The following is a 22,265-nucleotide window of genomic DNA, read 5'->3' on the forward strand; positions in this document are numbered from 1 at the left end:
GCCCGGTAGGTTGCCTCCCATGAGCGACACGCCGCCCCACGTCCGCTTCATCAATGTTCCCGCCCTGGGGCACGCGCCCGGCTATTCGCATCTGGCCGAGGTCAGGGGTGGGCGCACCGTCTATATCTCCGGCCAGATTGCGGTGGACGAGCGGGGCGTTGTGGTCGGCGCGGGCGACTTCACGGCGCAGGCCCGCAAGGTGTTCGGGAATATTGAGCTGGCGCTGGCCGGGGTGGGGCTGACCTTTGACGCGGTCGTCAAACTGACCTTCTTCCTGACGGACTTTGCCCACCTGCCCCAGATGCGCGCGGTGAGGGACGAGTTCGTGAACCTGGCGGCCCCACCCGCCAGCAGCGCCGTGCAGGTCGCGGCCCTGGTACGCCCCGAACTGCTGATCGAGGTCGAGGCGATTGCGGCCGCCCCGTGAACCTGTATCCTGCCCTTACAGCCGGTGGCAACTGGCGCTGAACGTGGGGCCAACCACGGGGAAGCCATCCGGACAGACTTGATCGCGCGCCTGGGTCGGACGCACCGCTTGCAGAGGCGGGGGCGTCCGCGACGTTTTGGAGGAAGGCATGACGAGACGGGCACTGATTTCGGTCAGCGACAAGACGGGCGTGGGGGAGTTCGCGCAGGCACTCGCGGCGCAGGGCTGGGAGATTCTCAGCACGGGGGGCACGCTCGCGGCCCTGCGGGCGGCGGGGATTCCCGCCACGGCGGTCAGCGACGTGACCGGCTTCCCCGAGATTCTGGACGGGCGCGTCAAGACCCTGCACCCGGTCATTCACGGTGGCATCCTCGCGCGGCGCGAGGAGGGGCACCTGGCGCAACTCGCCGTGCAGGGCATCGGCACCATCGACCTGGTGTGCGTGAACCTCTACCCCTTCCGCGAGACGGTGGCGCGCGGGGCCGATTTCGCGGAGGCGGTGGAGAACATCGACATCGGCGGCCCCGCCATGATCCGCGCCGCCGCCAAGAACCACGTGGGCGTGCTAGTGCTGGTGGACCCCGCCGACTACCCGCTGGCCCTACAGGGTGAGGTGTCTGACGCCGACCGCCGCCGCCTCGCCGCGAAGGCGTTCCGCCACACCAGCGACTACGACGCGGCCATCAGCGCCTACCTGGAGGGCGCACCAGGCCTGGGCACAGCCGGGGCGGGGGAGACGGCGCTGCCCGAACACCTCACCCTGGACCTCTCCCGCGTGGCCCAGGTGCGCTACGGCGAGAACCCCCACCAGCCCGGCGCGGTCTACCGCCTCGGGGCGGAGCGCGGCCCGGTGCTGGACGCCCGCGTGGTGGCCGGAAAGCCGATGAGCTTCAACAACTACGCCGATGCGGACGCGGCCTGGGCACTCGCGCGGGAACTGGCCGCCCAGGAGGACCAGCCCGCCGGCACCCGCGCCGTCTGCGTCGCCGTCAAGCACGCCAACCCCTGCGGCGTGGCGGTCGCGGACGATGTGCGGGCCGCCTGGGAACAGGCCCGCGACGCCGATACCCTCAGCGTGTTCGGCGGCGTGGTGGCGGTCAGCCGCCCGGTGGACCTCGCGGCCGCGCAGAGCATGCGGGGTACCTTTCTGGAGGTGCTGATCGCGCCAGAGGTGACGCCTGAGGCGGTGGAGTGGTTCGCCGCGAAGAAACCCGACCTGCGCGTGCTGGTGGCCGATGCGGCGGCCCAGCCCGGCACCCTGGACGTGCGGCCCCTCGCCGGGGGCTTCGCCGTGCAGCGCCGCGACACCCGCCCCTGGGATGCCCTCTGCCCCGAGGTGGTCACGGCCCGTCAGCCCACCGAGCAGGAATGGCTCGACCTGCGTTTCGCCTGGGCGGTCGTGAAGCACGCGCGCAGCAACGCGGTGGTCCTGGCGAAGGACGGCGTGACGGTCGGCCTGGGCGCGGGGGCCGTGAGCCGCATCTGGGCCGCCGAGCGGGCCGTGGCGAACGCGAGAGAGCGTGCACGCGGCGCGGTCCTCGCCTCCGAGGCCTTCTTCCCCTTCGACGACGTGGTGCGTCTGGCGGCGGGGGCGGGCGTGACGGCGATTCTCCAGCCGGGCGGCGCGAAACGCGACCCCGAGGTGATCGCGGCGGCAAACGAACTCGGCCTCAGCATGGTGTTCACGGGGTCGCGGCACTTCCGGCATTGAGGAAGCTTTCAGCCGTCAGCGATCAGCTTTCAGCGGCTATGAGCTATGAGCCGTGAGCTATGAAAAAGACGGCGAGTGCAAAAGCTGAAGTTGCCGGGGGCTGGTTCATAGCTCATAGCTCACGGCTCACCGCTGCAAGGAGATCCGTGTCAGAAACTCAATCCCAATCCCTCCCCGGCAAGCCCCTGGCCGCCGACGTGACGCGCGGGGTCCGGGCCGACCTTCGGGCGTGGGCCGAATCGGAACCGGGCTTCCGGCCGCATCTGGTGAGCGTGCTGGCCTCGGACGACGAGGCGTCGCGCGTGTACGTCCACAGCAAGGAGCGGCAGGCGGACCGCCTGGGCGTACGCTTCACGGTGCGCGACCTGGGCGCGGCGGCTACCCAGGACGAGCTGCACGCCGCCCTGCGCGAACTTTCCCTTGAGGCGGGCGTTCACGGCATCGTGCTGGAGCTGCCGCTGGCCGGGGGCCTGGACGCCGACGCCGCGCTGCTGCACATCGCCCCCCGCAAGGACGTGGAGGGCCTGACGCCCGCCAACCTCGCCCTGATTGCCGCCGGGCGTGAGGCGGAGGCGCTGCTGCCGCCCACACCCCGCAGCGTGCGTTTCCTGCTGCGCGAGGTGCTGGGCGACGACCTGCGCGGGCGGCGCGTGGCGGTGGTCGGGCCGGGCCGCACGGTGGGTCGCCCCCTCACCTTCATGCTGAACAACCGCGGCGTGACCGTCACGCTGTGCAACGAACATACCCGCGACCTGGCCGCCGTGCTGGCCCCCCAGGACGCGGTGGTGGTCGCGGTGGGGCACGCGGGCCTGCTGCGCCCCGAACACGTCCGGCCGGGACACGTCGTGATCGACGCGGGCATCAACGTCACGCCGGAAGGGGTGGTGGGTGACGCGGTGCCCGATCTGCCCGTGCGTGCCCAGACACCCGTGCCCGGCGGCGTCGGGCCGCTGACCAGCGCGCTGATGTACCAGAACCTGGTGCGCGCGGTGAAGTTGCAGCGCGGCGAGCCGGTGGAGTAGGGCGACCGGCAGGAGGCGAGGGGGACGCGGCCGGCTTTGCGTCCCCCTCGCCTTTCTGTAGGCCGTCAGTCGCCGGACGGTGCGGCGGTCACGCCCTGGCCGCCTGCGGGTCCCTCAGGTTCGGCGTGGCGGGCACTCTTGTCCCAGGTGCGGCGGCCCGTGAAGTGGTTCTTGAAGGCCAGCGGCAGGCTCAGGAACAGCGCGAACCCATAGACCGGGAAGCTGGCCGCCGTGAACAGCAGGCGGCCGGGGGATAGCCGGTTTTCGAGCTGGTAGCGCACCAGCCAGTTCAGTTGCAGCGCGAGGTTCAGCAGGCTGATCGTGAGGCCCACCGCGGGGTTCAGGATCAGGCCGTGGGTGCCGGTCAGGGCGCGCAGCGGCTGCGTCAGCAGCGTCAGCACGATGATCACGTTCAGCCAGGGGCCGAGGATGAAGTACGTGAAGTCCAGCCGCGCGAGCAGCGGCACCGGCGCAGTCCACAGCCGCCGCAGGTACGGCAGGCATTGCAGCGTGCCCTGGGTCCAGCGCGCCCGCTGCCGCGAGAAGCGCCACAGGTGCGGCAGGCCCTGTTGGGTCACGGGGTGTTCCAGAAAGGCGAGGCGGTGGCCGGGCTGCGCGAGCCGGATCTCCAGGGCGCTGGCGAAGTCCTCGAGCAGCACGTCCGGCCAGGGGTCGCGGCCGCGCGCAAGCTGCGCCGCCAGGTACGAGGCGCGCATGAACTGCCCGTTGCCGCACAGCGCGACTGTGTGCCAGTACGACCGCAGGACCTGGAGGTGCCGGGTGATGAAAAATTCCACGTCCTGCTGCTGCTCCAGCATCTGCCCGACGATGTTGTGCGGACGCAGGCGCTGGCCCGACTGGCGAATCCGCACGCGGGCCTGCGCGCCCATCACCTGCGGGTCGCCCAGCACCTGCCGCGCCTCCCCCAGCAGTTCCGGCCCGATACGCCCGTCGGCATCGACCACGGCAAAGACCTCGCGGGACAGGTCTGCTCCCTCGGCCCGCAGGCGGTGCAGGAGCTGCGTGACGGCCCAGTTCAGCGCCCTGCCCTTGCCCTGGCGGGCCTCGGGGGCCACGCGGCGCAGCAGCAGCACGTCCGGGTCGGAGGCCGCCAGCGCCGCGACCAGCACGCTGGTGGCGTCGTCGCTGCCGTCGTCAATTACGGCCACCCGGTCGCCGGGGGCCACCCGGCGCAGGTTGCGGACGGTCGCCTCGATCACCTGCGCCTCGTTCAGCGCCGGAATCAGGAAGGTAAAACGCAGGTGCGGGTCGGCGGGCGAGGATCGCCGGGGTTTGGGCAGCAGCGCCGCGCACAACACTTGCAGGGTGTAAAACGACAGCAGGACCAGCCCGATTACGTCCAGCACCGTGAAAAAGTTCGTCAAGATTCACCTCTCGGACCCAGCGGACCCGTTTTACCCCCTTACTATGCACGGGAGATGATAGAGAAGGCCACCAACTCCTGGCCCCGGAAGGTCGGGTCCGGGGGCGTTTCCTCCCAGTCTTCAGGTTTCGGCATGCCGGGCGGTCTTGGCCCAGCCGTGCTGTCCCCGGAAGAAGTTGCGAAAGGCCAGCGGCACACTCAGCATCATGATCAGCATGTAGAGGGGCATCCCCAGGGCAGCGAAGGCCGCGCGCCGGGGGGTCAGACGGTTCTCGCGGCTGTAGAGCAGCACCCACGCGAGCGGAATGCTCAGGTTCAGGGCCAGCAGCGCGAGGGTGAGCGGCCAGTTCACCTCGCCCGTTAGAAGGCGCTGCACGGCGCGGGCGGGGTAGTAGACCAGCAGGCCCAGCGTGAGCAGGTTCAGCCAGGGTTGCGCCAGAAAATAGGTCAGGTCCAGCCGCGCGCCGAGGGGCATGGGCGCGCGCCAGACCCGGCCCAGCCGGGGGAAGCACTGAAGGTTGCCGTGGGTCCAGCGGGCACGCTGGCGCAGAAAGCGCCGGACATCGGTGACCCCCTGCTGCGTCACGCCCGACTCCAGAAAGACCAGGCGGTAGCGCGGGCTGGCGAGCCGCACTTCCAGGCCGCTGGCGAAATCTTCCAGCAGGACCGGCGGCCAGGGAGAATGCCCGGCGCGAAGCTGTGCGGCCAGGTAGGACAGGCGCATGAATTGCCCGTTCCCCCCCAGTCCCACGGTCTGGACCCGCTGGCGCAGAAGCTGGATATGCCGCACGATGTAAAACTCCAGGTCCTGTTGCAGCAGCAGCAGCCGGGCGAGCCACCCGCGCCACCCCGCCGCCTGTGCCCCAGTTTGTGCCCCGCTCTGCCGCACCCGGATGCGGGCCTGCGCGGCCATCACGTCCGGGTCGGCAAACGCGGCGCGGGCCTCGGCCAGCAGGCGGTCGTCCAGCCGGCCGTCCGCATCGAACACCACCAGCACCTGCTCGTCCAATGGGGCGGGCGGCAGCAGATTCTGACGCAGCAACTGCCCCACGCCCCAGTTGAGCGCCTCGCCCTTGCCCGTCTGCGCGTGGGGAGGGCGGCGGGACAGCAGCGCCACCCGCGGGTCCTGCTCCGCCAGGGCCAGCACCTGCTGCGCGGTCGTGTCGTCGCTGCCGTCGTCGATCACCACCACGCGCGCTTCCGGTGCCGTCGCCCGCAGGTTGCGGAGGGTCGCGCCTATCACCGCCTCCTCGTTGAGAGCCGGGATCAGGAAGGTGAAGTGCAGGGGCCGCGCGGGCGGGGCGGCCGCCGAGGGGCGTGCCAGCAGGGCGAACAGCGAATAACTCAGGTAGAGGACCAGCAGCAGCGCCCCGATCCCCTCCACGATCTCAAAGCAGGTGAGCATTCGTTCTGCCCCCCAGAACAGGAAGTTTTTTCAACAGGATGAGGAAAACGGCCACTGCCGCTCATCCTGTGGGGGGGGTGGCCCGCTGTCAAGGGGGATGTCGCCTTTAGGGCGGTGCTCAGAAAGGTTGTCGAACCTTTCTGGACCGAACGAAGTGAGAAACCGTGATAAGGGCGGCGTGAAGTGGAGTTGCTGCCCAGCACACGCGGCAACGCAACGGAGCGCCGCCCTAGGGCCGGTGCAAAAAGGCCGCGGCCCACCCCGGCAGGTTCTGGGGGTCCATCAGGAAGGCGTCGTGGCCGTGGGGACTGACCAGTTCGCGGTACTGGCCCTGCGGCAACAGGTCCGCGTGGGCGCGCACCTCGTCCGGGGGGTACAGCACGTCGCTGGAGATGCCGACCGCCAGCACCGGCACCCGGATGCTCCGCAATTCGGCGTCGGACGGCTGGAAACGGTCCATCGCGCCGGTCAGGGCCAGGTAGCTGCGTTCGCAGAAGCGCGCCGCCAGCTTCTCGCCCTGGTATTCCAGGTAGGTGGTGATGGCGGGGGTGCCGGGCCGCCGCGTTCCGCAACCCGCCTGGGTCAGCGCGAAGCTCGCGGGGCTGCGGTAGCTCAGCATGGCAATCTGCCGGGCCACCTTCAGCCCCTCGCCGCCGGGGGCCGCGCGGATGGCGCTGCGGGCGGCGGTGTTCAGCCCGATGGCCCAGGGCGAGTGCCGCGCCGGGGCACCGATGATCACCGCCCGGTCCACCAGATCGGGGCATTCGAGCAGCCAGGCGTAGGCCAGCATTCCGCCCATGCTCGCGCCGATCACCGACACGCGGCGCACACCCAGCTCCTCCAGCAGTGCCCGCCCCACCCGCGCCATGTCGCGCAGCGTGATGGGCGCGTCCTCGCCCTGCACGCGCGGCAGTTCCGCCGGGCCGGTCGTGCCCGCGCAGCCGCCCAGCACGTTCGCGCAGACAATGTAATCGCGGGTGGGGTCCAGCGGCCGCCCCTCGCCCAGAAACTCCGGCCACCACTCATGCACGGCGCTGCTCCCGGTCAGGGCGTGCAGCACCAGCACGGCGTGGTCCGACGGCGTGCCGTAGGTGTGATAGGCCACCCGCACGTCACTCACCGGCTGCCCGCAGTCCAGCAGCAGCGGCGCTTCCCGGAACAGCCGCGCCGTCTGCTGCCGGAAACATCGCTCCGGCACGGGTGGCGGTGGAAGGTCCGGCGCGTAGGTCACGGCGGTCATGCTCCCTCCGCGTCCACCAGCGCCGTCGCTAGCGCCTGCGCGAAGTCCTCGCGGATGTCGTCGATATGTTCGATGCCCACCGACACGCGCACCAGCCCTGGCGTCACGCCCGCCGCCGCCTGCGTCACCTCGTCGAGCTGCGAGTGGGTGGTGCTGGCGGGGTGAATGACCAGCGTGCGGGTGTCGCCCACGTTGGCGACGTGCTGGGCGAGCTGCACTGAGTTGATAAAAGCCTCGCCCGCCGCCCGGCCCCCCCGCAGCTCGAAGGTCAGCACCGCGCCCGCGCCGCGCGGCAGGTAGGTCTGCGCCCGGTCAAAGTGCGGGTGATTGCTCAGGCCGGGGTAGGTCACGCGCGACACGTCCGGGTGGGCGCTCAGCCACGAGGCCAGCGCGAGGGCATTCTGGGCGTGCCGCTCGGCGCGCAGGCTGAGCGTCTCCACCCCTTGCAGGAACTGCCAGGCCTGTTGCGGGGCCAGCGTCGGCCCCAGGTCGCGCAGCCCCTCGGTGCGCGCGCGGGTGATAAAGGCCACGTTGGGCAGCCCCAGCGCGTTGCCCTCGCCAAAGGCCTCCCAGAAGTTCAGGCCGTGGTAGCTGGGGCTGGGGTCGGTCAGCAGGGGATAGCGCCCGTTGCCCCAGTCGAAGGTTCCGCCGTCCACGATGACGCCGCCGATGCCGTTGCCGTGCCCGCCGATCCACTTGCTGGCCGAGTGCAGCACCACGTCCGCCCCGTGTTTCAGCGGCTGGCAGTAGTACCCCCCGGCCCCGAAGGTGTTGTCCACGAACACCGCCACCCCCCGCGCGTGGGCAACCGCCGCGATGCCCTCGAAGTCGGGGATGTTCAGCGCCGGGTTCCCGATGGTTTCGAGGTACACCGCCCGCGTCCGGTCGTCGATCAGGGCGGCGAACTCCTCCGGGCGCTCGTCCTTGCCGGTAAAGCGGACCTCGATCCCCAGCCGCCGCAGCGTCACGCGGAACTGGTTCACCGTGCCGCCGTACAGGTTGGGCGAGCTGACGATGTTGTCCCCGGCCTGCGCGACGTTGGTGATCGCCAGGAACTGCGCCGCGTGTCCGCTCGCCACCGCCAGCGCGCCCACGCCGCCCTCCAGTGCCGCGATACGCTCCTCCAGCACGGCGTTCGTGGGGTTCATGATGCGGCTGTAGATGTTCCCGAAGGCGCGCAGGCCGAACAGGTTCGCGGCGTGTTCCGGCGACTCGAACACGTAGGAGTTGGTGGCGTAGATGGGCACTGCCTGCGCCCCCGTGGCCGGGTCGGGGTGCTGTCCGGCGTGAACCTGAAGCGTCTCGAAGTGCAGATGATTGGGGTTGGAAGCCATGAAGCGGCCCTCCTCACAGGAAAAAGAAGCGTGTGGCCTGTGGGGGAGCGGGCCAAAGCGCGCGCCCCCTCTCGGGATGTCGAGAAGGGGCGGGGCAAGTGTTCATCCGCGTGACCTTCCCTGATCGGTCCCACACACGCGGTCATCGTTGACGCGGGGGTGGGCTGGCCTTGGCACCGTGACGCGATGAGGTCCGGTTGCCGCGCCGTCGACGAGCCAGGTCTCTCGGGCGCTCTGGATAGGGTCGCTCCACGCGGGAGCTAGCCAAGAGGGTAGCAGGGCAGGTGCGGGGGGTCAACCGGGGCCGCCGGCCCCTGGCCTGCCGGCCCGGACGCGGCCCCTTGAAGCAGCCCCCTGAAAAAGATGAATATTTCAGGAGGGCGGCGGCTCCCGCATCTGCGCTGGCATTCGGCAGGTCGCCTGCCCACTTTGCCCTGCCGGGAATGCTGTGCATGTGAAGAGCATCTGTGTTCTTATCTGACAGCGCAGGCAGGAGGAACCGCACCGGGCCAGGGGTTGCCGGATGCTGGTTTCCACCGTCTCTGCCGCGGCGGTTCCTCAGCTTCTCACCCCTTCACTTCCGGTCCGGTGCCGGACCCAGGAGGCCTATGAAACTTCGCATTGCTGCCGCCACCCTCATCAGCGCCTCGCTGCTCGCCGCCTGCGGGCCGAACAATCCCCAGCCGCCCACCGGGACGCAGACGGACTTCGGACGCCTGAGCACCCTCAAGCCCGGCGAGCAGGACTCCATCCGCACGGCCCTGAAGGTCAACGTGGTATTCGTGGGCTACCGCGAGACGCTGCCCGGCCAGGTCGCCACGGCCCGCGACGTGAACCCCCGCGATTTCCAGAACATCCTGCCCGGCAGCTATGACACGATTGCCCGCAGCCCCAGCGCCTACGGCTCGACCGAGTACACCGGCAACGCCTTCGACTACCAGTACAACTACGTCTTCGCGGATCAGAAGTTCGAGGACGACTTCTTCGGCTTCCTGAAGCAGAGTGGCAGCGAGCAGTCGCTGACGGCGCAGCAGGCCTTTTACAACTGCCAGGTCACCGACGTCAAGAAGCTGACGAAGCTGCCCGCACCCCTGAACCCGGCCACGCTGGCCTCGGCCTACGCCTGCCCCACCGTGTCCCCCAACATCAACCGCGAGATCACCGGGAACCTGGAAATCGACGCCGCCAAGACCGAGAACTGGCTGGCCGACAACGTGGCGCGCGTGGGTGTGAAGCCTGGCGAGTACACGGTCTACCTGGTCAACTGGTACGACCGCCCCGACTTCAAGTTCCACTCGTACACCCGCGCCGATGTGCCCGACAGCGACACCGGCTACCGGGCGGGCACCAGCGGCAGCCGCCGCCTGATTGCCTGGGGCGGCAGCACCCGCGAGGGCCAGGCGGCGCAGCGCGTGTGGTTCTATGACCTCTCGGCCAACCCCGACCCGTGGACCAAGGCCTACGACGTGACGAATGCCAACGTGAACGGCGACAAGGAAGCGGATTACCGCCTCCCGCCCATCTGGGAATACGGCACCCGCAAGGCCAGCATCGGCTATGGCCGCAAGGTTAGCCCTGATCTGGCGCGCGTGGTGCGGTACACGGCGCTGAACCTCCTGTTCACGCCCAGCCCGATCTACCGCGTGTCGCTGACGCCCCCGCGCATGCCCGAGGACATCCAGCTCGACCTGCATGTCGAGCAGGGCGAGGGAGCCATCGACCCGCAGAAGCTGCTGAACGCCGGGCTGGTGCAGAGCCGCGTGTCGGTGCTCCAGCCCTTCGCCAAGTTCTCGAACGTGGTCAAGCAGACGCCGCTGGACGGCGACCTGGCCGATGTCTACAAGTGCTTCTTCCCGGTGGAGGCCGAGGACATCTGCTCGCCGGAATACGCCGACTTCAGCGGCGAGAAGCTCTTCCAGTTCGGCGTGAAGGAGCTGCGCCAGAGCTACCAGAACGCCCCCGAGGGCCGCTACCTGCTGCCGGTGTACGCCTTCAACGACAACGACGACAGCCAGGAAGGCCTGCTGGGCATCGCCTACGACGACGGCGAGACCGGCACCCAGAGCTTCGTGTACTCGTTCCTGACGCCCAGCCTGGTGGATGCCGGCTACGGCTTTACCGACACCACGGTCCACGAGGTCGGCCACCACCTCAGCCTGTCGCACCCCCACGACGGCTACGACAGCGAGCAGGACCTGTCCTACGGCCCCTCCGGCGACTTCTACTTCACCAACGTGGGTGACGAGAGCGCCAGCATCATGTCGTACAACGACCTCGCCAAGACGTTCGGGCAGTTCAACCTCGACGCCCAGTACCGCTACCTGACGGCGGCCTACCTGAACAACACCAACGCCGTCCTGGAACTGGTGCGCCGCGCCGGCCAGGCCGGCAAGGTGAGCGCCGCCGCCCAGAGCGCCGACAGCCTGTTCGCGCAGGCTGAGGGCAAATACGACGGCCTGGCCTACCTGGACGCCGCCCAGCTCGCCCACCAGGGCTACCGCGCCGTGCTGGACGCCGCGCTGGCCGCCGGGGTGAACGTGCAGCCCTACAAGTGGTACGAGCACCTCAGCGGCCTGTCCACCCAGTCGGTGAGCCGCAAGCCGCGCGTCGTCCGCACCTTCGCGCCGCAGCACGGGGCCGTCATCTTCCCGGAGGAAACGCGCGAGCAGCGCGACCTGCGCCTCGCGCCCTGAGAGCAGACCGGGCCACAGGGGAGGGGGCAGCGCATCAAACGCTGCCCCCTCCCGCCTGTTGGCGCGCCCGGTATCATACGGATTCCGTCCAATTCCTGAACAGTCGGGAGGGCACCGCCTGTTCATCCATTTTCCGAAATCCGCCCTTGTTCCTTCTCCCTCTGGTCGGATTTCCGGGTGTTTTCAACACCCTTCAATCGGAAGCAGTATCAGCCCGTCATCATGTGTGACCGCTACGATCGGGGCATGAAGCGTGTCCTGCTCCTCGCCTGCCTGTCGCTGGGTGCGGCGGCGGCCACTCCCCCCCGCATGATGCCCCTGCCCCCCCATTCCGCCGCTGCCGCCGACCCCTCGCCCGATCTGGCGCGGGTGCAGCCGGTGCTGGAGCTGCTGGTCACGGTGCGCCTGCTGGCCGACCTGACCGCCGGAGACGATTTCCTCCTGGACGCCCCGGCCCGGTCGGCGCTGTCCGCCATCCTCCGCGAGCAGGTGACCCGGCCCACGCTCGGCCCCCAGGACGCGCAGCGGACCCTGGACCGCCTGCGGGGGGTCCTCACGGCCGCGCAGCGGGAGAGGCTGGACCAGGCCCGCGCGGAGCTGGAACGCCGGGCAGCCCTGCTGCTGGCCCGCTCCCGCTTCGCGGCTCCTGATGGTCCGGTGAACCTCACCCTGTACCGCTACGGGTTCATGCTGCCGGGGGGCGCGGCCCTGGTCCGCCGGGTGGCCGCCTCGCCGGGGCTGAATCCCTACCGCGAGGCGGGCGTCAGTGCGGCGACCCTCCAGCGCCTGCTGGGGCAGCTGGCCCGCTGAGGCCGGCCCTGGCACATTGCGGGCACTTCCCGTACAGCGTGACCTCGTGCGCCTCGACGATGAAGCCGCCGGGGTACACGGTGCCGCTGGGCAGGGCCACCGGGCAGGTATGCAGCGTATAGACCCGCCCGCAACTGTTGCAGGAGAAGTGGTGGTGGTGCCCACGCCCCGCGCGCTCATAGCGGGCTTCGCCGTCAAGGGTGACGGGATGGATGTGGCCCTGCTCGGTCAGCAGCTTGAGGGTGCGGTACACGGTGGCGACCCCCAGGCCCGGCAGGTCGGCCTGCGCGCGCGTCAGCACGTCGGCCACGGCCAGGGGGCCTTCCGCCTCGGTGAGGACGCGGGCAATCACGTCGCGCTGGCGGGTGCTGCGGGTGGCCGTCATGTGCCCAGGCTAGCAGACATGATTCTGGTCTATCAAAAAGTGGCGCACAAAGTCCGCTGCCTCCCGGCAGAGCTGCCGCCAGCAGAAAAACCCCGGCCCAGCCGCGTGGGCTGGCCGGGGCCGGGGAGGGGAATAGGCCTCAGCGGATATTGGGGTTGGCCTTTTCCTCGGGGTCGATCGGGCTGCCCTTGGCCTTGGCCTCGACCGTGCTGACGGGCACAGGGATACTGCTGCCGGTACCGGGGATGCTGGGACCACCGGGCACACCCAGGCGGGCGGCGTCGCTGGCCTCCGCGCCCTCGTCGCGTTTGAGGAAGCTGGCCGTGGCGCTGGTGCTGGTGGAGACAGGTGCGTGGCGCTGGCCTCCGAGTGTCCAGGAGGCGCTATGGGCCTGCCCCCCGGTCGGGCGTGCGGCAGACTCGGTTGCGGCAGACTGCGCGGAGCGCGGGGCCGTCGGCTTTTGCCCGCCCTGTCCGGCACGGTCGAGCAGGTTGTTCGCCACTTCTTCCAGCCGGGGGGTCAGGACCTTGTCGTTGAGGAGCTTGAAGCCCAGCGTGGCGATGGTCGCCACCAGCGCGCCGCCCACGTTCTGGCCGCCCTTTTCCTTCTTCTGCGCGCGGATCAGGGCCTTCTGGTCCCGGTCGGGGCTGTCGGCGTCCACGTAGATTTTCTTGGTCCGCCGGAACTGCCGCCCGAGCACGAGGCCCAGCAGCGCCCCCGCCGTCGCCCCGACCGCCGAGGCACCGCCCAGCATCTTGAGCGGCTCTTTCTGCATCTGCACCTGGAGGTTGGTGCGCTCGGCCAGGGCATCCACGCTGGCCTTGAGCCGGGCGCGGGCCTCCTCACGTTCGTCGCGGTAGCTCACCTCGCGGTGCGTGTCCATGGCCGCCCGTTCCATAGGCCGGTCAGAGTTCATCGCCCGGTCGGCCGTCGCTGGCCGTTCCGCCTGCACAGGCCGGTCCACCGTCACCCGCTCCTCGATGGGGGAGGCCACCGTGATGCGCTCCACGATCACCGGTTCTGACCCCCGGTCCGCCGTCCGGTCTGCTCGGTCGGTCATCAGTAGCCCTCCTTTTTCATGTCCTCACGGAAGGTGGGGTTGGTGCTCACGTCGATCCCCGGCGCGTCCTTCAACACGACCGGTTCCTGAAGATTGGGGTCGTGGCGCTTGCCGTGGTTGCCGTGTGCCCCGTGACCGTCGCGTTCGTGTTCCTCGCGGGTCGGCTCCACGCCGAAGTCGGTCACGCTGCCGCCGTGCGCGGGCTGGCTGCCATCGGGATTGGTGCCGTAGACCGGAATCGTCTCCGTGCGGCTGTCACTGCGCGGCATGGGCACCGTCACGGTCCCCTCTATCCGGTCCGCCGCGCCGGCGGGCACATGGTAGTCCACACCCGGGCGCATGTCTCCCGCAGCCCCGCTCGCCACGGCGCTCCCTGCCGCCGCGCTGCCCGCCGCAACGGTCACCCGCTCGCCCCGGTCGCTGCCGGTGTGGGTGCTGGTGGTGGCCGTCGTGGAGGCGCGGGCCTTGGCCGCCTGCTCGGCCTGGTACTGGGCCTCCAGGCGCTCGTCCTCGGTCATCTGGTCGTGGGAGCGGTGCGGGCGGTCATGCTCGTCGCTGGGCACCTCGGCGCTCAGGCGCTTGAGGCCCATCATGATCAGCACGCCGGTCAGCACGAACGCCACGATGGCAATCAGGAGCGCGGCGGCCCAGGCCCCCAGGCCCAGCCGCATCAGGCCGTAGAACACGGCCAGGATCAGGAAGATCAGGCCCATCAGCAGCGGCCCGACCGACCCCAGCAGCAGCACCACCCCGATGCCCTTGGCCTTGACGACGTTCGTCACCTGCCGCAGCAGCGCGCGAATCTCGGTCTTGACGAGCGTGACGCCTGCGTCGAACACATCGACCAGCGCACCCCCCATGCTCTTGCGTTCTTCTTGCATGCTTGCCTCCACAGACCCTCCCCGGCAGGTGCGCGGGGCAGGGCCAGTCACGCCCAGCATAATGAACCTCATGGGGGACCCGCGCCAGAGCCAAGGAACGCTGAACCTCCCCTTCGCCGGGCCGGCCCTCACGCTGGCGCAGCGCACCAACCGCTGGCCCCTCACGGCCTGGGGCTACGCGGGGTGGCGTCGGCGGTCCCTCACGCTGCTGACGGGCGAGGCTTTCCCCCTGGCGCGCGAGGCGGCGCTGTTCCGGGCGCTATGCCGTCCGCGGCCCGGTGAGGGCTGGCTGGACGCGGGCACCAGCACCGGCTTCTATGCGGGCGTGCTGGCCGGGGCGGGCTGCCGGGTGCTGGCCGCCGACCTGAGCGCGCCCATGCTGGCGGCGGCCCGGCGGCAGACCCCGCACCCCCACATCGACTGGTTCCTCACGAATCTGGAGGCCAGCGGCCTGCCCGACGCCGCCTTTGACGGTGTGACCGTCGGCGCGACCCTGAACGAGACGCGGGAGCCGGCGCGCCTGCTGGCCGAACTCGCCCGCCTGACCCGGCCCGGCGGGCAGCTCTGGCTGATGTACGTGGGGCGTACGGGTCATCCCCTCCAGCCGCTTCTGACCCTCCCGGCCCTGGGCGGCCTGACCTTTCCCGATCCGGCCTGGGTGGCGCGGCACCTGCCCGGCTGTGCCCGCACGGACGCTGTGCAGGTGGGGGCCGTGGTCTTCGAGCGGTACGTGAAGGCGCAGGGTTGAGGGTGGGGACGGCGGGCGGGGGCGCTCCTCCCCGGCCCCTCCGCGCGGTGTCTGTCAGGCGGCGTCTGTAAGAAAGCGTGACGTTCCCCCGGCCGCTCCCCCTTACACTCGCAGGCGGAGGACTCTGACCTTGCCCCATGCCGCTCCCCCGCCCGCTGCACCGCCGCTCGCCCCGGAGGCGGCCCTGCACTGCCGGGACGTGACGCGCAGGCACAGCCAGACCTTTTACCTGGGGTCGCGCTTTTTTCCGCCCCGCGAGCGCGAGGCCGTGTGGGCGGTCTACGCCGCCTGCCGCGCCGGGGACGACATCGTGGACGAGGGGCCGCAGGCGGAGGCCGGGGCGCAACTGGGGCAGTGGTGGGCGCGGGTGCAGGCGGCCTTCGCCGGGAACCCCACGCCCCATCCCGCCGACACGGCGTTGGCCTGGGCCGCCGCCCGCTGGCCGATTCCCCTGGCCGCCTTCGCGGAACTGCACGAGGGCCTGCGGATGGACCTGCACGGGCACCCCTACCGCGACCTGGACGACCTTACCCTGTACTGCCGCCGTGTGGCGGGCGTGGTGGGCTTCATGATCGCGCCGATCTGCGGGTACAGCGGGGGCGAGCGGACCCTGGCCTGCGCGCTACGGCTGGGTCAGGCGATGCAGCTCACCAACATCTTGCGCGACGTGGGCGAGGACCTGGAGCGCGGCCGGGTGTACCTCCCCGAGACGCTGCTGGCCGAGTACGGCGTGACCCGCGCGATGCTGGAGGCCGGGGTGGTGACGCCGCAGTACCGCGCCCTGATGGAACACCTCTCGGCCCTGGCCCGCGCGTGGTACGCCGAGGGCCGCGCCGGGATTCCCTGCCTGCACGGCCGCGCCCGCCTCGCCGTGCAGACCGCCGCCCGCTCCTACGAGGGCATCCTCGACGACCTCGCCCGCGCCGACTTCGACAACTTCCGCCGCCGCGCCCATGTCAGCGGTCCGCGTAAGCTGCTGATGCTGCCGCAGGCGTGGTGGGAATTGCGGGGGGCGGCGGTGGTGGGGGAGAAGGGCTATGAGCTTTGAGCTTTGAGCCGTGAACAACAGGGCTGACGCCAGAAGCTGAAGCCCCTCTGCGGCTCGTTCATAGCTCATAGCCCCTCACCTGCCCCCCCAAAGGACCCCCATGCCCCAACCCCCACCACACAAACGCAAACAGGCCCTGATCATCGGCTCGGGTTTCGGCGGCCTGAGCCTGGGCATCCGCCTCCAGAGCCTGGGCTTCGACACGACCATTCTCGAACGGCTGGACGGGCCGGGCGGGCGGGCCTACCAGAAGCGCACGCCGGACGGCTACGTCTTCGACATGGGGCCGACCGTGATCACGGTGCCGCACTTCATCGAGGAACTGTTCGCGCTGGAGCGCGATGCCGGGCAGCTCGACCAGCCCGACTACCCGCCCCACGTGCTGACCGGCGAGCGGGTGCGGGAGGGCGAGAGCGGCGGCCCCCGCACCCGCGACTACGTGCGGCTGGTGCCGGTGCTGCCCTTTTACCGCATCGTGTTCGACGACGGCACCTTCTTCGACTACGACGGCGACCCGGACAGCACCCGCCGCCAGATCGCCGAACTCGCGCCGGAGGACCTGGCGGGCTACGAACGCTTCCACGCGGACGCGGCCGCCATCTTCCAGCGCGGCTTTCTGGAGCTGGGCTACACGCATTTCGGGGACGTGGGCACCATGCTGCGCGTCGTGCCCGACCTGCTGAAGCTGGACGCCGTGCGGACGCTCTTTTCCTTTACCAGCCGGTACTTCCAGTCTCCCAAGCTGCGGCAGGTCTTTTCCTTCGAGACGCTGCTGATCGGCGGCAATCCCCTCAGCGTGCCCGCCATCTACGCGATGATTCACTTCGTCGAGAAGACCTGGGGCATCCACTACGCGCTGGGCGGCACGGGGGCGCTGGTGCGGGCGCTGGCGCAGAAGTTCGGGGAACTCGGCGGGCGCATCGAGTACGGCGCGGAGGTGGAGGAGATTCTGGTGACGGACGACCGGGGGCGGCCCGTGCAGCACCCCCTCGGCACGCGGGTGGCGCGCGGCGTGCGCCTCCGGGGCGGCGAGGAGCGCCCCGCCGACCTGGTGGTCAGCAACGGCGACTGGGCGAACACCTACCTCAAGCGGGTCCCCCGGCAGGCCCGGCTGGTCAACAGCGACCTGCGTGTGAAGGCAGCCCGCCAAAGCATGAGCCTGCTGGTGATCTACTTCGGCTTCCGCGACGACGGTACGGCGCTGAGCCTGCGGCACCACAACATCATCCTGGGGCCGCGTTACGAGGAGCTGCTGCGGGAAATCTTCGGGCAGAAGGTGCTGGGGGCCGACTTCAGCCAGTACCTGCACGTTCCCACCCTCACCGACCCCGGCCTCGCGCCGCCCGGACACCACGCCGCCTACACGCTGGTGCCCGTGCCCCACAACGGCAGCGGGATCGACTGGGAGGCCGAGGGGCCGCGGCTGGTCGAACGTGTCCTGGCGCTGCTGGAGGAACGGGGGCACCTCCCGGACTTGCGCGCGCGCCTGACGCATCTGGACTACATCACGCCCGACTACTTCGAGGGGACGCTGGACAGTTACCTGGGCAACGCCTTCGGTCCGGAACCCGTCCTGGCCCAGAGCGCGTACCTGCGCCCCCACAACCGCTCGGAGGACGTGCGGAACCTCTACCTCGTCGGCGCGGGGGTGCAGCCCGGCGCGGGCACCCCCAGCGTGATGATGAGCGCCAAGATGACGGCCCGCCTGATCGCGGAGGACTTCGGGATTCATCCCGAGGTGCGGGGCGGCGGGGTCCGGGAAGACGGACGGGAGGCGCGGGGCTAGGGCTGGTCTGCGCTGGGGGAATCGGTCGCCTGCTGTGCCTGGCCCGTCCGCTGGCCCAGCCACTCCAGAATCCAGCCCCGCACCTCGTCCCGGGGTTCGTCGTTCAGGAGTTCGTGGTAGCCGCCCTCCACCAGTCGCAGGGTCTTGTCGGGCGCAGGTATGGCCTCCACGAAGCGGCGCGAGCCGTTCACGTCCGTCAGGCGGTCGGCGGTGCCGTGGATGACTAGTGTGGGGAGCGTCCAGCGCGCGTACTGCCCCCACAGTTCGCCGCTCAGGCGCAGCATCGAGGCCGCGGTCAGGGCGGGCACCTTGCCCTGGTACACGTTGGGGTCGGCCCGGTACGCCTCGACCTCCTCCGCCAGCCGCGAGAGGCCCCCGCTGCCCAGCTCGGTCACCTGCGCGGCGGGCGCGACCCTCGCCAGCACGGGGGCCAGTGCCTTCAGCCACGCGGGTTCGTCCTCACCGATCAGGAGGGCGGGGCTGGAGAGAATCACGCCGCTCAGCCCGCGCGGGTCCCGTGCCGCGCTCGCCGCCGTGACCAGCCCGCCCAGCGAGTGTCCGAAGGCGTAGACCGGGAGCGGCTGGCCCCGCAGCCGCTCGCGTGCACGTAGGTGGTCTTCCACCAGCTCGCGGGTGTCCACGACCGCCCGCCGCCCCTGCGACTGGCCGTGCCCGCGCAGGTCGGTGGCGTACACGCTGTAGCCGGCCTCCACCAGCGTGGGAATCAGGCGGTGGTAGCGTTCCACGTAGCGCCCCGCGTACTCCCCGAATCCATGCGCGAGCAGCACGGCGGCGCGGGGATGCTGGGCGTGCCACACGTAGCCCTGGAGAGGCGCGCCGCCCTTTCCGGTCAGCGGCGTTCCGGCGGACAGGTCCCAGGCGGACGGTTCCCAGCTGTTATGCGGCCTCGCGTTCGACATGGGGCAGTCTAGCTTTTACTCCACGTTAAGCGAGACTGAACACGCGCCCTGTCCCTTCCGGCGCAGACTGTGGGGCATGGCAGATATCGCACGCAAGGCCAGCGCCCATTGGAAGGGCGACCTCAGGAGCGGGCAGGGCACCGTCAGCACCGGCAGCGGTGTGCTGCAAGACGCCCAGTACTCCTTCAAGACCCGGTTCGAGAACGGCGCGGGCACCAACCCGGAAGAACTGCTCGCCGCCGCACACGCGGGCTGCTTCACCATGCAGCTCTCGGCCCTCCTGGCGGGCGATGGCCACGACCCGCAGGACCTGCGCACCGAGGCCACCTGCGAGATGGTCAAGGACGGCCCCGGCTTCCGTATCAGCACCATGCGCCTCACCATTCGCGGCAAGGTGGGCAGCATCGACCAGGCCGAGTTCGAGCGGCACGTGGCGCAGGCCGCCGAGATGTGCCCGCTCAGCCGCGTGATGGCGGGCAACGTGGAGATTGTGCATGAGGCGGTGCTGGAGTAAGCGGTCAGCTTCGAGCCGTCAGCAATCAGCGCCCTGGCTCTGGCTGGGGCGTTTTTTGCTGTTCTCCCCTCAGTATTTCGGCCCATGCTGCCCCTCCTGCTCTCCCGCTAGCCTGCGGGTATGGCACCCACCGTCTATTCCCTCGTCGGGCCACCGGGCAGCGGCAAACGCACGATTGGCAAGCACCTCGCGCGGCTGACGGGGGCGGCGCTGCTGGACAATCACCTCAGCAATGACCCCGTGTTCAGCGCGTTTGGGCTGGATGGCGTGAAGCCTGTTCCCGCCGAGGCGTGGCCTTTTGTTCGTCGGATACGGCGAGTTTTGTACGAGGCGGCCCAGGCGGCCCCCTGGCACGTGTCCCACATCTTTACGAGCTACCTTGCCGACCTTCCGGGAGAGGCGCAAGCGGTGCAGCACCTGCGCGACCTCGCCTCCGTTCGTGGGGCCGCCTTCGTCCCCGTCTGGCTGACCTGCGATACCGGCGAACTCGCCCGCCGGATGACCCTTCCCGAACGGGCCGAACGCCTGAAACTGCGCGACCCGGAGCAACTCCGCACTTTGCTGCGGGAATCAGGCAACCTCCCCCCACCTCCCGACGCCATCCGCATCGACACCTCCGCCCTCGCCCCGGCAGACGCGGCGCTGCTGATCGCGGCCCATGCGGGAGCGCTGTTCTAGCTCCTTCTCAACGATAAAGCCCCTGCCGCAGCAGAGGCTTCTAAGATTGGTGACGGCCCCTCAGGGCGCAGGTACGGCCTCGGCCCGGTCCTCTTCCAGATGCTCGCGCGCCCAGTTGCCGATGGCATCGATCACGCCCTGGAGTTCGCGGCCAGCGGGGGTGAGGCTGTAGACGCTGCGGGCGAGTTTGCCCTGGGTGTCCTCGGTGCGCTTGGAGATGATGGCGAGAGTTTCGAGGTGTTCCAGGCGTTGCGTGAGGGTGGCGCTGTTGCAGCCGCCCACGGCGCGGGCGAGTTCGTTGAAGCCTTTCTCGCCGTCCAGCAGCGCGCGGACGATATGCAGCACCCATTTCTCCTGCAACACGCCGATAGCCCGGTAGACCGGGCAAAAAGCGGGGGGTGCGGGATTCATGACCCAACTCTACACCTTCGGCGCAGATAAAGTGCGGCGCAAATCACACCGCTTGACTTTTCAAAGCAGTGGAGATAGCCTTCCGTCATGACCGCGACTGCCACCCGTTCCCTGACCGTCACCGAAGCCATCCAGACCCGCCGCAGCATCCGCAAGTTCGTGCAGGAGCCGATGAACCAGGATGACCTGCGCGAGATCCTGCGCCTGGCGAGCCTCGCGCCCACGGCCAACAACGTCCAGCCGACCCGCTTTGCCGTGATTCAGAACCCCGAGCTTCAGGAAAAACTCCAGGCGGCGGCCTACAACCAGAGCCAGGTGACCAGCGCCCCCGCCGTCATTGTCGTGTACAGCGACATGGAAGACGTGCTGCAAAACGCCGAGGAAACCGTCCACCCCGGCATGGGCGAGGAACAGATCACGGCGCGTGCGGCGGGCCTGCGCAAGAACTTCGAGGGTCAGGACGTGGCCCAGCGCGGCCAGTGGGGCCTGACCCAGGCCAACATCGCCTTCGGCTTTGTGATGCTGGCCGCCCGCGGCCTGGGCTACGACACGGTGCCCATGCTCGGCTTCGACCCCGAAAAGGTCAGGGAACTCCTGGGCCTGCCCGCGCACGTGCAGTTCGCCGGAATGCTGCCGGTCGGCAAGCGCGCCGAGGAAGGCTTCCCCCACCACCGCCACAGCGTGGAGCGCATCACCACCTTCTACTGAGCCTGCGCTGACCCTCCGCCGGGAACATGGCCGCCCCTTCACGGGGGCGGTTTTTCGTGCTGTGCTGACCGCATGTCCCATGCCATCCTTGCTGAGCGTCACGGCGGTCCCGAAGTCCTCACCTGGCGGGAGCGGCCCCTGCCGGTGCCCGGAGCGGAGCAGGTGCGCGTGCGAGTCCGCGCAACGGGGGTGAACTACGCGGATATTCAGGCGCGGCGCGGTGGGCAGGGCGCGGGAGGGAAGCTGCCCTTCATCCCCGGCCTGGACGCCTGCGGCACGGTGGACGCCCTGGGTGCGGGGGCGACTGGGCTGCGGGTGGGCGAACGGGTGGCCTGCTTTCCGGTCGGCGGCAGCTATGCCACCCACGTGCTGGCCCCGGCCCACCTCACCTTCCCGCTGGGCGAGGGCGTGCCGAACGCGGCCGCTGCCAGCCTGACCGCGCTGGTCACGGCATACAACGTGGTGACGCACGCGGGCCGCCTCGAACCCGGCGAGACGGTGCTGATTCACGCAGCGGCCGGTGGCGTGGGGCATCTGGCCGTGCAGATGGCGCGTGCGCGGGGCGCAGGACAGATCATCGGCGTGGTGGGCAGTGACGCCCGCGCGGACTTCCTGTGCGGCCTGGGGGTGGACGAGGTCGTGAACCGGCACCGGGAGGACTTCACGCAGCGCGTGAACGTCCTGACCCAGGGGCGAGGCGCGGACCTGATTCTGGATTCCATCGGCGGCACGACCACCGAACGCGGCCTGACGTGCCTGGCCCCCTTCGGGCGGCTGGTGATCTACGGACACGCGGGGGGTCAGCCGGCCCACCTCCCCACGCCGCCCCTACATCGCCAGAGCCGCGCCGTCATCGGCTACAGCAGCGGCCACCACCGGCAGGCCAGGCCGCAGGTCATCCGGGACGCGGCCGCCGCGGCCTTTGCGCTGGCAGCGAGCGGTGGAGTGCGGGTTCACGCTGCGGCGGAACTCCCCTTGCCGGAGGCCGCGCGGGCACAGGCCCTGGTGGAGGGCGGGGAGATCAGCGGGCGGGTGCTGCTGACCCGTTAGGCCAGTCGCGCTATCCCGCCCCTGATATGCAGCGCGTAGAGTGAGCCGTT

Annotated in this window: 21 protein-coding genes and 2 riboswitches; of the genes, 12 read left to right on the plus strand and 9 right to left on the minus strand. The window is 70.0% G+C overall.

The features are described 5' to 3' along the window. Positions 1 to 19: 19 nt before the first annotated feature. From ABEA67_RS10390 to ABEA67_RS10400, 3 genes are all read left to right on the plus strand, one after another. Positions 20 to 427 carry a RidA family protein gene (locus ABEA67_RS10390; RefSeq protein WP_345464838.1) on the plus strand — a complete coding sequence of 136 codons (408 nt, stop codon included), beginning with the start codon at positions 20 to 22 and terminating at the stop codon, positions 425 to 427. Positions 428 to 444: 17 nt separating this feature from the next. After that, positions 445 to 530, plus strand: a riboswitch (ZMP/ZTP riboswitch). A 45-nt stretch (positions 531 to 575) separates the two neighbouring features. Beyond that, on the plus strand, positions 576 to 2,138 hold the full coding sequence (gene purH, locus ABEA67_RS10395; protein ID WP_345464840.1) for a bifunctional phosphoribosylaminoimidazolecarboxamide formyltransferase/IMP cyclohydrolase: 1,563 nt from the start codon (positions 576 to 578) through the stop codon (positions 2,136 to 2,138). A 146-nt stretch (positions 2,139 to 2,284) separates the two neighbouring features. Then, positions 2,285 to 3,160: a bifunctional 5,10-methylenetetrahydrofolate dehydrogenase/5,10-methenyltetrahydrofolate cyclohydrolase gene (locus tag ABEA67_RS10400; protein ID WP_345464842.1), complete on the plus strand. Its 876-nt coding sequence runs from the start codon at positions 2,285 to 2,287 to the stop codon at positions 3,158 to 3,160. Positions 3,161 to 3,225: 65 nt separating this feature from the next. Here ABEA67_RS10400 and ABEA67_RS10405 read toward each other — a convergent pair whose 3' ends face one another. From ABEA67_RS10405 to ABEA67_RS10420, 4 genes are all read right to left on the minus strand, one after another. Further along, positions 3,226 to 4,545 (minus strand): glycosyltransferase, encoded by a 1,320-nt coding sequence (locus ABEA67_RS10405; protein WP_345464844.1) that lies wholly within the window; start codon positions 4,543 to 4,545, stop codon positions 3,226 to 3,228. A gap of 120 nt (positions 4,546 to 4,665) precedes the next feature. After that, positions 4,666 to 5,949 (minus strand): glycosyltransferase family 2 protein, encoded by a 1,284-nt coding sequence (locus tag ABEA67_RS10410; protein WP_345464846.1) that lies wholly within the window; start codon positions 5,947 to 5,949, stop codon positions 4,666 to 4,668. 229 nt (positions 5,950 to 6,178) lie between these two features. Further along, a complete protein-coding gene (locus ABEA67_RS10415) occupies positions 6,179 to 7,189 on the minus strand; it encodes a homoserine O-acetyltransferase family protein (RefSeq protein WP_345464848.1) in 1,011 nt (336 codons plus the stop codon). Next, positions 7,186 to 8,523, minus strand: a complete 1,338-nt coding sequence (locus ABEA67_RS10420; RefSeq protein ID WP_345464850.1) for an O-acetylhomoserine aminocarboxypropyltransferase/cysteine synthase family protein — start codon at positions 8,521 to 8,523, stop codon at positions 7,186 to 7,188. Before ABEA67_RS10420 ends, ABEA67_RS10415 begins: the two co-directional genes overlap by 4 nt. 139 nt (positions 8,524 to 8,662) lie before the next feature. Then, positions 8,663 to 8,765, minus strand: a riboswitch (SAM riboswitch). A gap of 366 nt (positions 8,766 to 9,131) precedes the next feature. On the opposite strand from ABEA67_RS10420, the gene ABEA67_RS10425 reads away from it, so the two are divergent. Next, entirely contained in the window at positions 9,132 to 11,216 is a 2,085-nt protein-coding gene (locus tag ABEA67_RS10425; RefSeq protein ID WP_345464852.1) for a zinc metalloprotease, read from the plus strand. A 246-nt stretch (positions 11,217 to 11,462) separates the two neighbouring features. Then, positions 11,463 to 12,026: a hypothetical protein gene (locus tag ABEA67_RS10430; protein ID WP_345464854.1), complete on the plus strand. Its 564-nt coding sequence runs from the start codon at positions 11,463 to 11,465 to the stop codon at positions 12,024 to 12,026. Here ABEA67_RS10430 and ABEA67_RS10435 read toward each other — a convergent pair. From ABEA67_RS10435 to ABEA67_RS10445, 3 genes are all read right to left on the minus strand, one after another. Next, entirely contained in the window at positions 11,980 to 12,411 is a 432-nt protein-coding gene (locus ABEA67_RS10435) for a Fur family transcriptional regulator (RefSeq protein WP_345464856.1), read from the minus strand. The genes ABEA67_RS10430 and ABEA67_RS10435 overlap by 47 nt on opposite strands. 139 nt (positions 12,412 to 12,550) lie before the next feature. Continuing rightward, on the minus strand, positions 12,551 to 13,471 hold the full coding sequence (locus ABEA67_RS10440) for a hypothetical protein (RefSeq protein WP_345464858.1): 921 nt from the start codon (positions 13,469 to 13,471) through the stop codon (positions 12,551 to 12,553). Then, positions 13,471 to 14,352 (minus strand): phage holin family protein, encoded by an 882-nt coding sequence (locus tag ABEA67_RS10445; protein ID WP_345464860.1) that lies wholly within the window; start codon positions 14,350 to 14,352, stop codon positions 13,471 to 13,473. Before ABEA67_RS10445 ends, ABEA67_RS10440 begins: the two co-directional genes overlap by 1 nt. A gap of 70 nt (positions 14,353 to 14,422) precedes the next feature. Here ABEA67_RS10445 and ABEA67_RS10450 point away from each other — a divergent pair, with 70 nt between their 5' ends. The 3 genes from ABEA67_RS10450 (at position 14,423) to crtI (ending at position 17,934) form a co-directional block, all read left to right on the plus strand. Next, positions 14,423 to 15,100, plus strand: coding sequence for a class I SAM-dependent methyltransferase (locus ABEA67_RS10450; protein ID WP_345464862.1), 678 nt, complete (start codon positions 14,423 to 14,425; stop codon positions 15,098 to 15,100). Positions 15,101 to 15,230: 130 nt separating this feature from the next. Next, positions 15,231 to 16,148 carry a phytoene/squalene synthase family protein gene (locus tag ABEA67_RS10455; protein WP_425557183.1) on the plus strand — a complete coding sequence of 306 codons (918 nt, stop codon included), beginning with the start codon at positions 15,231 to 15,233 and terminating at the stop codon, positions 16,146 to 16,148. 100 nt (positions 16,149 to 16,248) lie between these two features. Next, positions 16,249 to 17,934 (plus strand): phytoene desaturase family protein, encoded by a 1,686-nt coding sequence (crtI, locus tag ABEA67_RS10460; RefSeq protein ID WP_345464864.1) that lies wholly within the window; start codon positions 16,249 to 16,251, stop codon positions 17,932 to 17,934. Here the strand turns inward: crtI and ABEA67_RS10465 are convergent. After that, a complete protein-coding gene (locus ABEA67_RS10465) occupies positions 17,931 to 18,854 on the minus strand; it encodes an alpha/beta hydrolase (RefSeq protein WP_345464866.1) in 924 nt (307 codons plus the stop codon). The two genes, crtI and ABEA67_RS10465, sit on opposite strands and share 4 nt — an antisense overlap. A gap of 76 nt (positions 18,855 to 18,930) precedes the next feature. On the opposite strand from ABEA67_RS10465, the gene ABEA67_RS10470 reads away from it, so the two are divergent. Further along, positions 18,931 to 19,368 (plus strand): OsmC family protein, encoded by a 438-nt coding sequence (locus ABEA67_RS10470; protein ID WP_345464868.1) that lies wholly within the window; start codon positions 18,931 to 18,933, stop codon positions 19,366 to 19,368. Positions 19,369 to 19,488: 120 nt separating this feature from the next. Continuing rightward, a complete protein-coding gene (locus ABEA67_RS10475) occupies positions 19,489 to 20,046 on the plus strand; it encodes a P-loop nucleotide/nucleoside kinase family protein (protein ID WP_345464870.1) in 558 nt (185 codons plus the stop codon). A gap of 60 nt (positions 20,047 to 20,106) precedes the next feature. Here the strand turns inward: ABEA67_RS10475 and ABEA67_RS10480 are convergent, their stop codons facing one another. Next, positions 20,107 to 20,457: a winged helix-turn-helix transcriptional regulator gene (locus ABEA67_RS10480; RefSeq protein ID WP_345464872.1), complete on the minus strand. Its 351-nt coding sequence runs from the start codon at positions 20,455 to 20,457 to the stop codon at positions 20,107 to 20,109. An 87-nt stretch (positions 20,458 to 20,544) separates the two neighbouring features. Here ABEA67_RS10480 and ABEA67_RS10485 point away from each other — a divergent pair, with 87 nt between their 5' ends. Further along, on the plus strand, positions 20,545 to 21,165 hold the full coding sequence (locus tag ABEA67_RS10485) for a nitroreductase family protein (RefSeq protein ID WP_345464874.1): 621 nt from the start codon (positions 20,545 to 20,547) through the stop codon (positions 21,163 to 21,165). Between the two features lie 72 nt (positions 21,166 to 21,237). Beyond that, the gene (locus ABEA67_RS10490) at positions 21,238 to 22,215 is read left to right on the plus strand and encodes a quinone oxidoreductase family protein (protein WP_345464876.1); all 978 of its coding nucleotides are present in this window, start codon (positions 21,238 to 21,240) and stop codon (positions 22,213 to 22,215) included. Positions 22,216 to 22,265 lie beyond the last annotated feature (50 nt).

Source organism: Deinococcus carri (assembly GCF_039545055.1).
Lineage (GTDB): Bacteria > Deinococcota > Deinococci > Deinococcales > Deinococcaceae > Deinococcus > Deinococcus carri.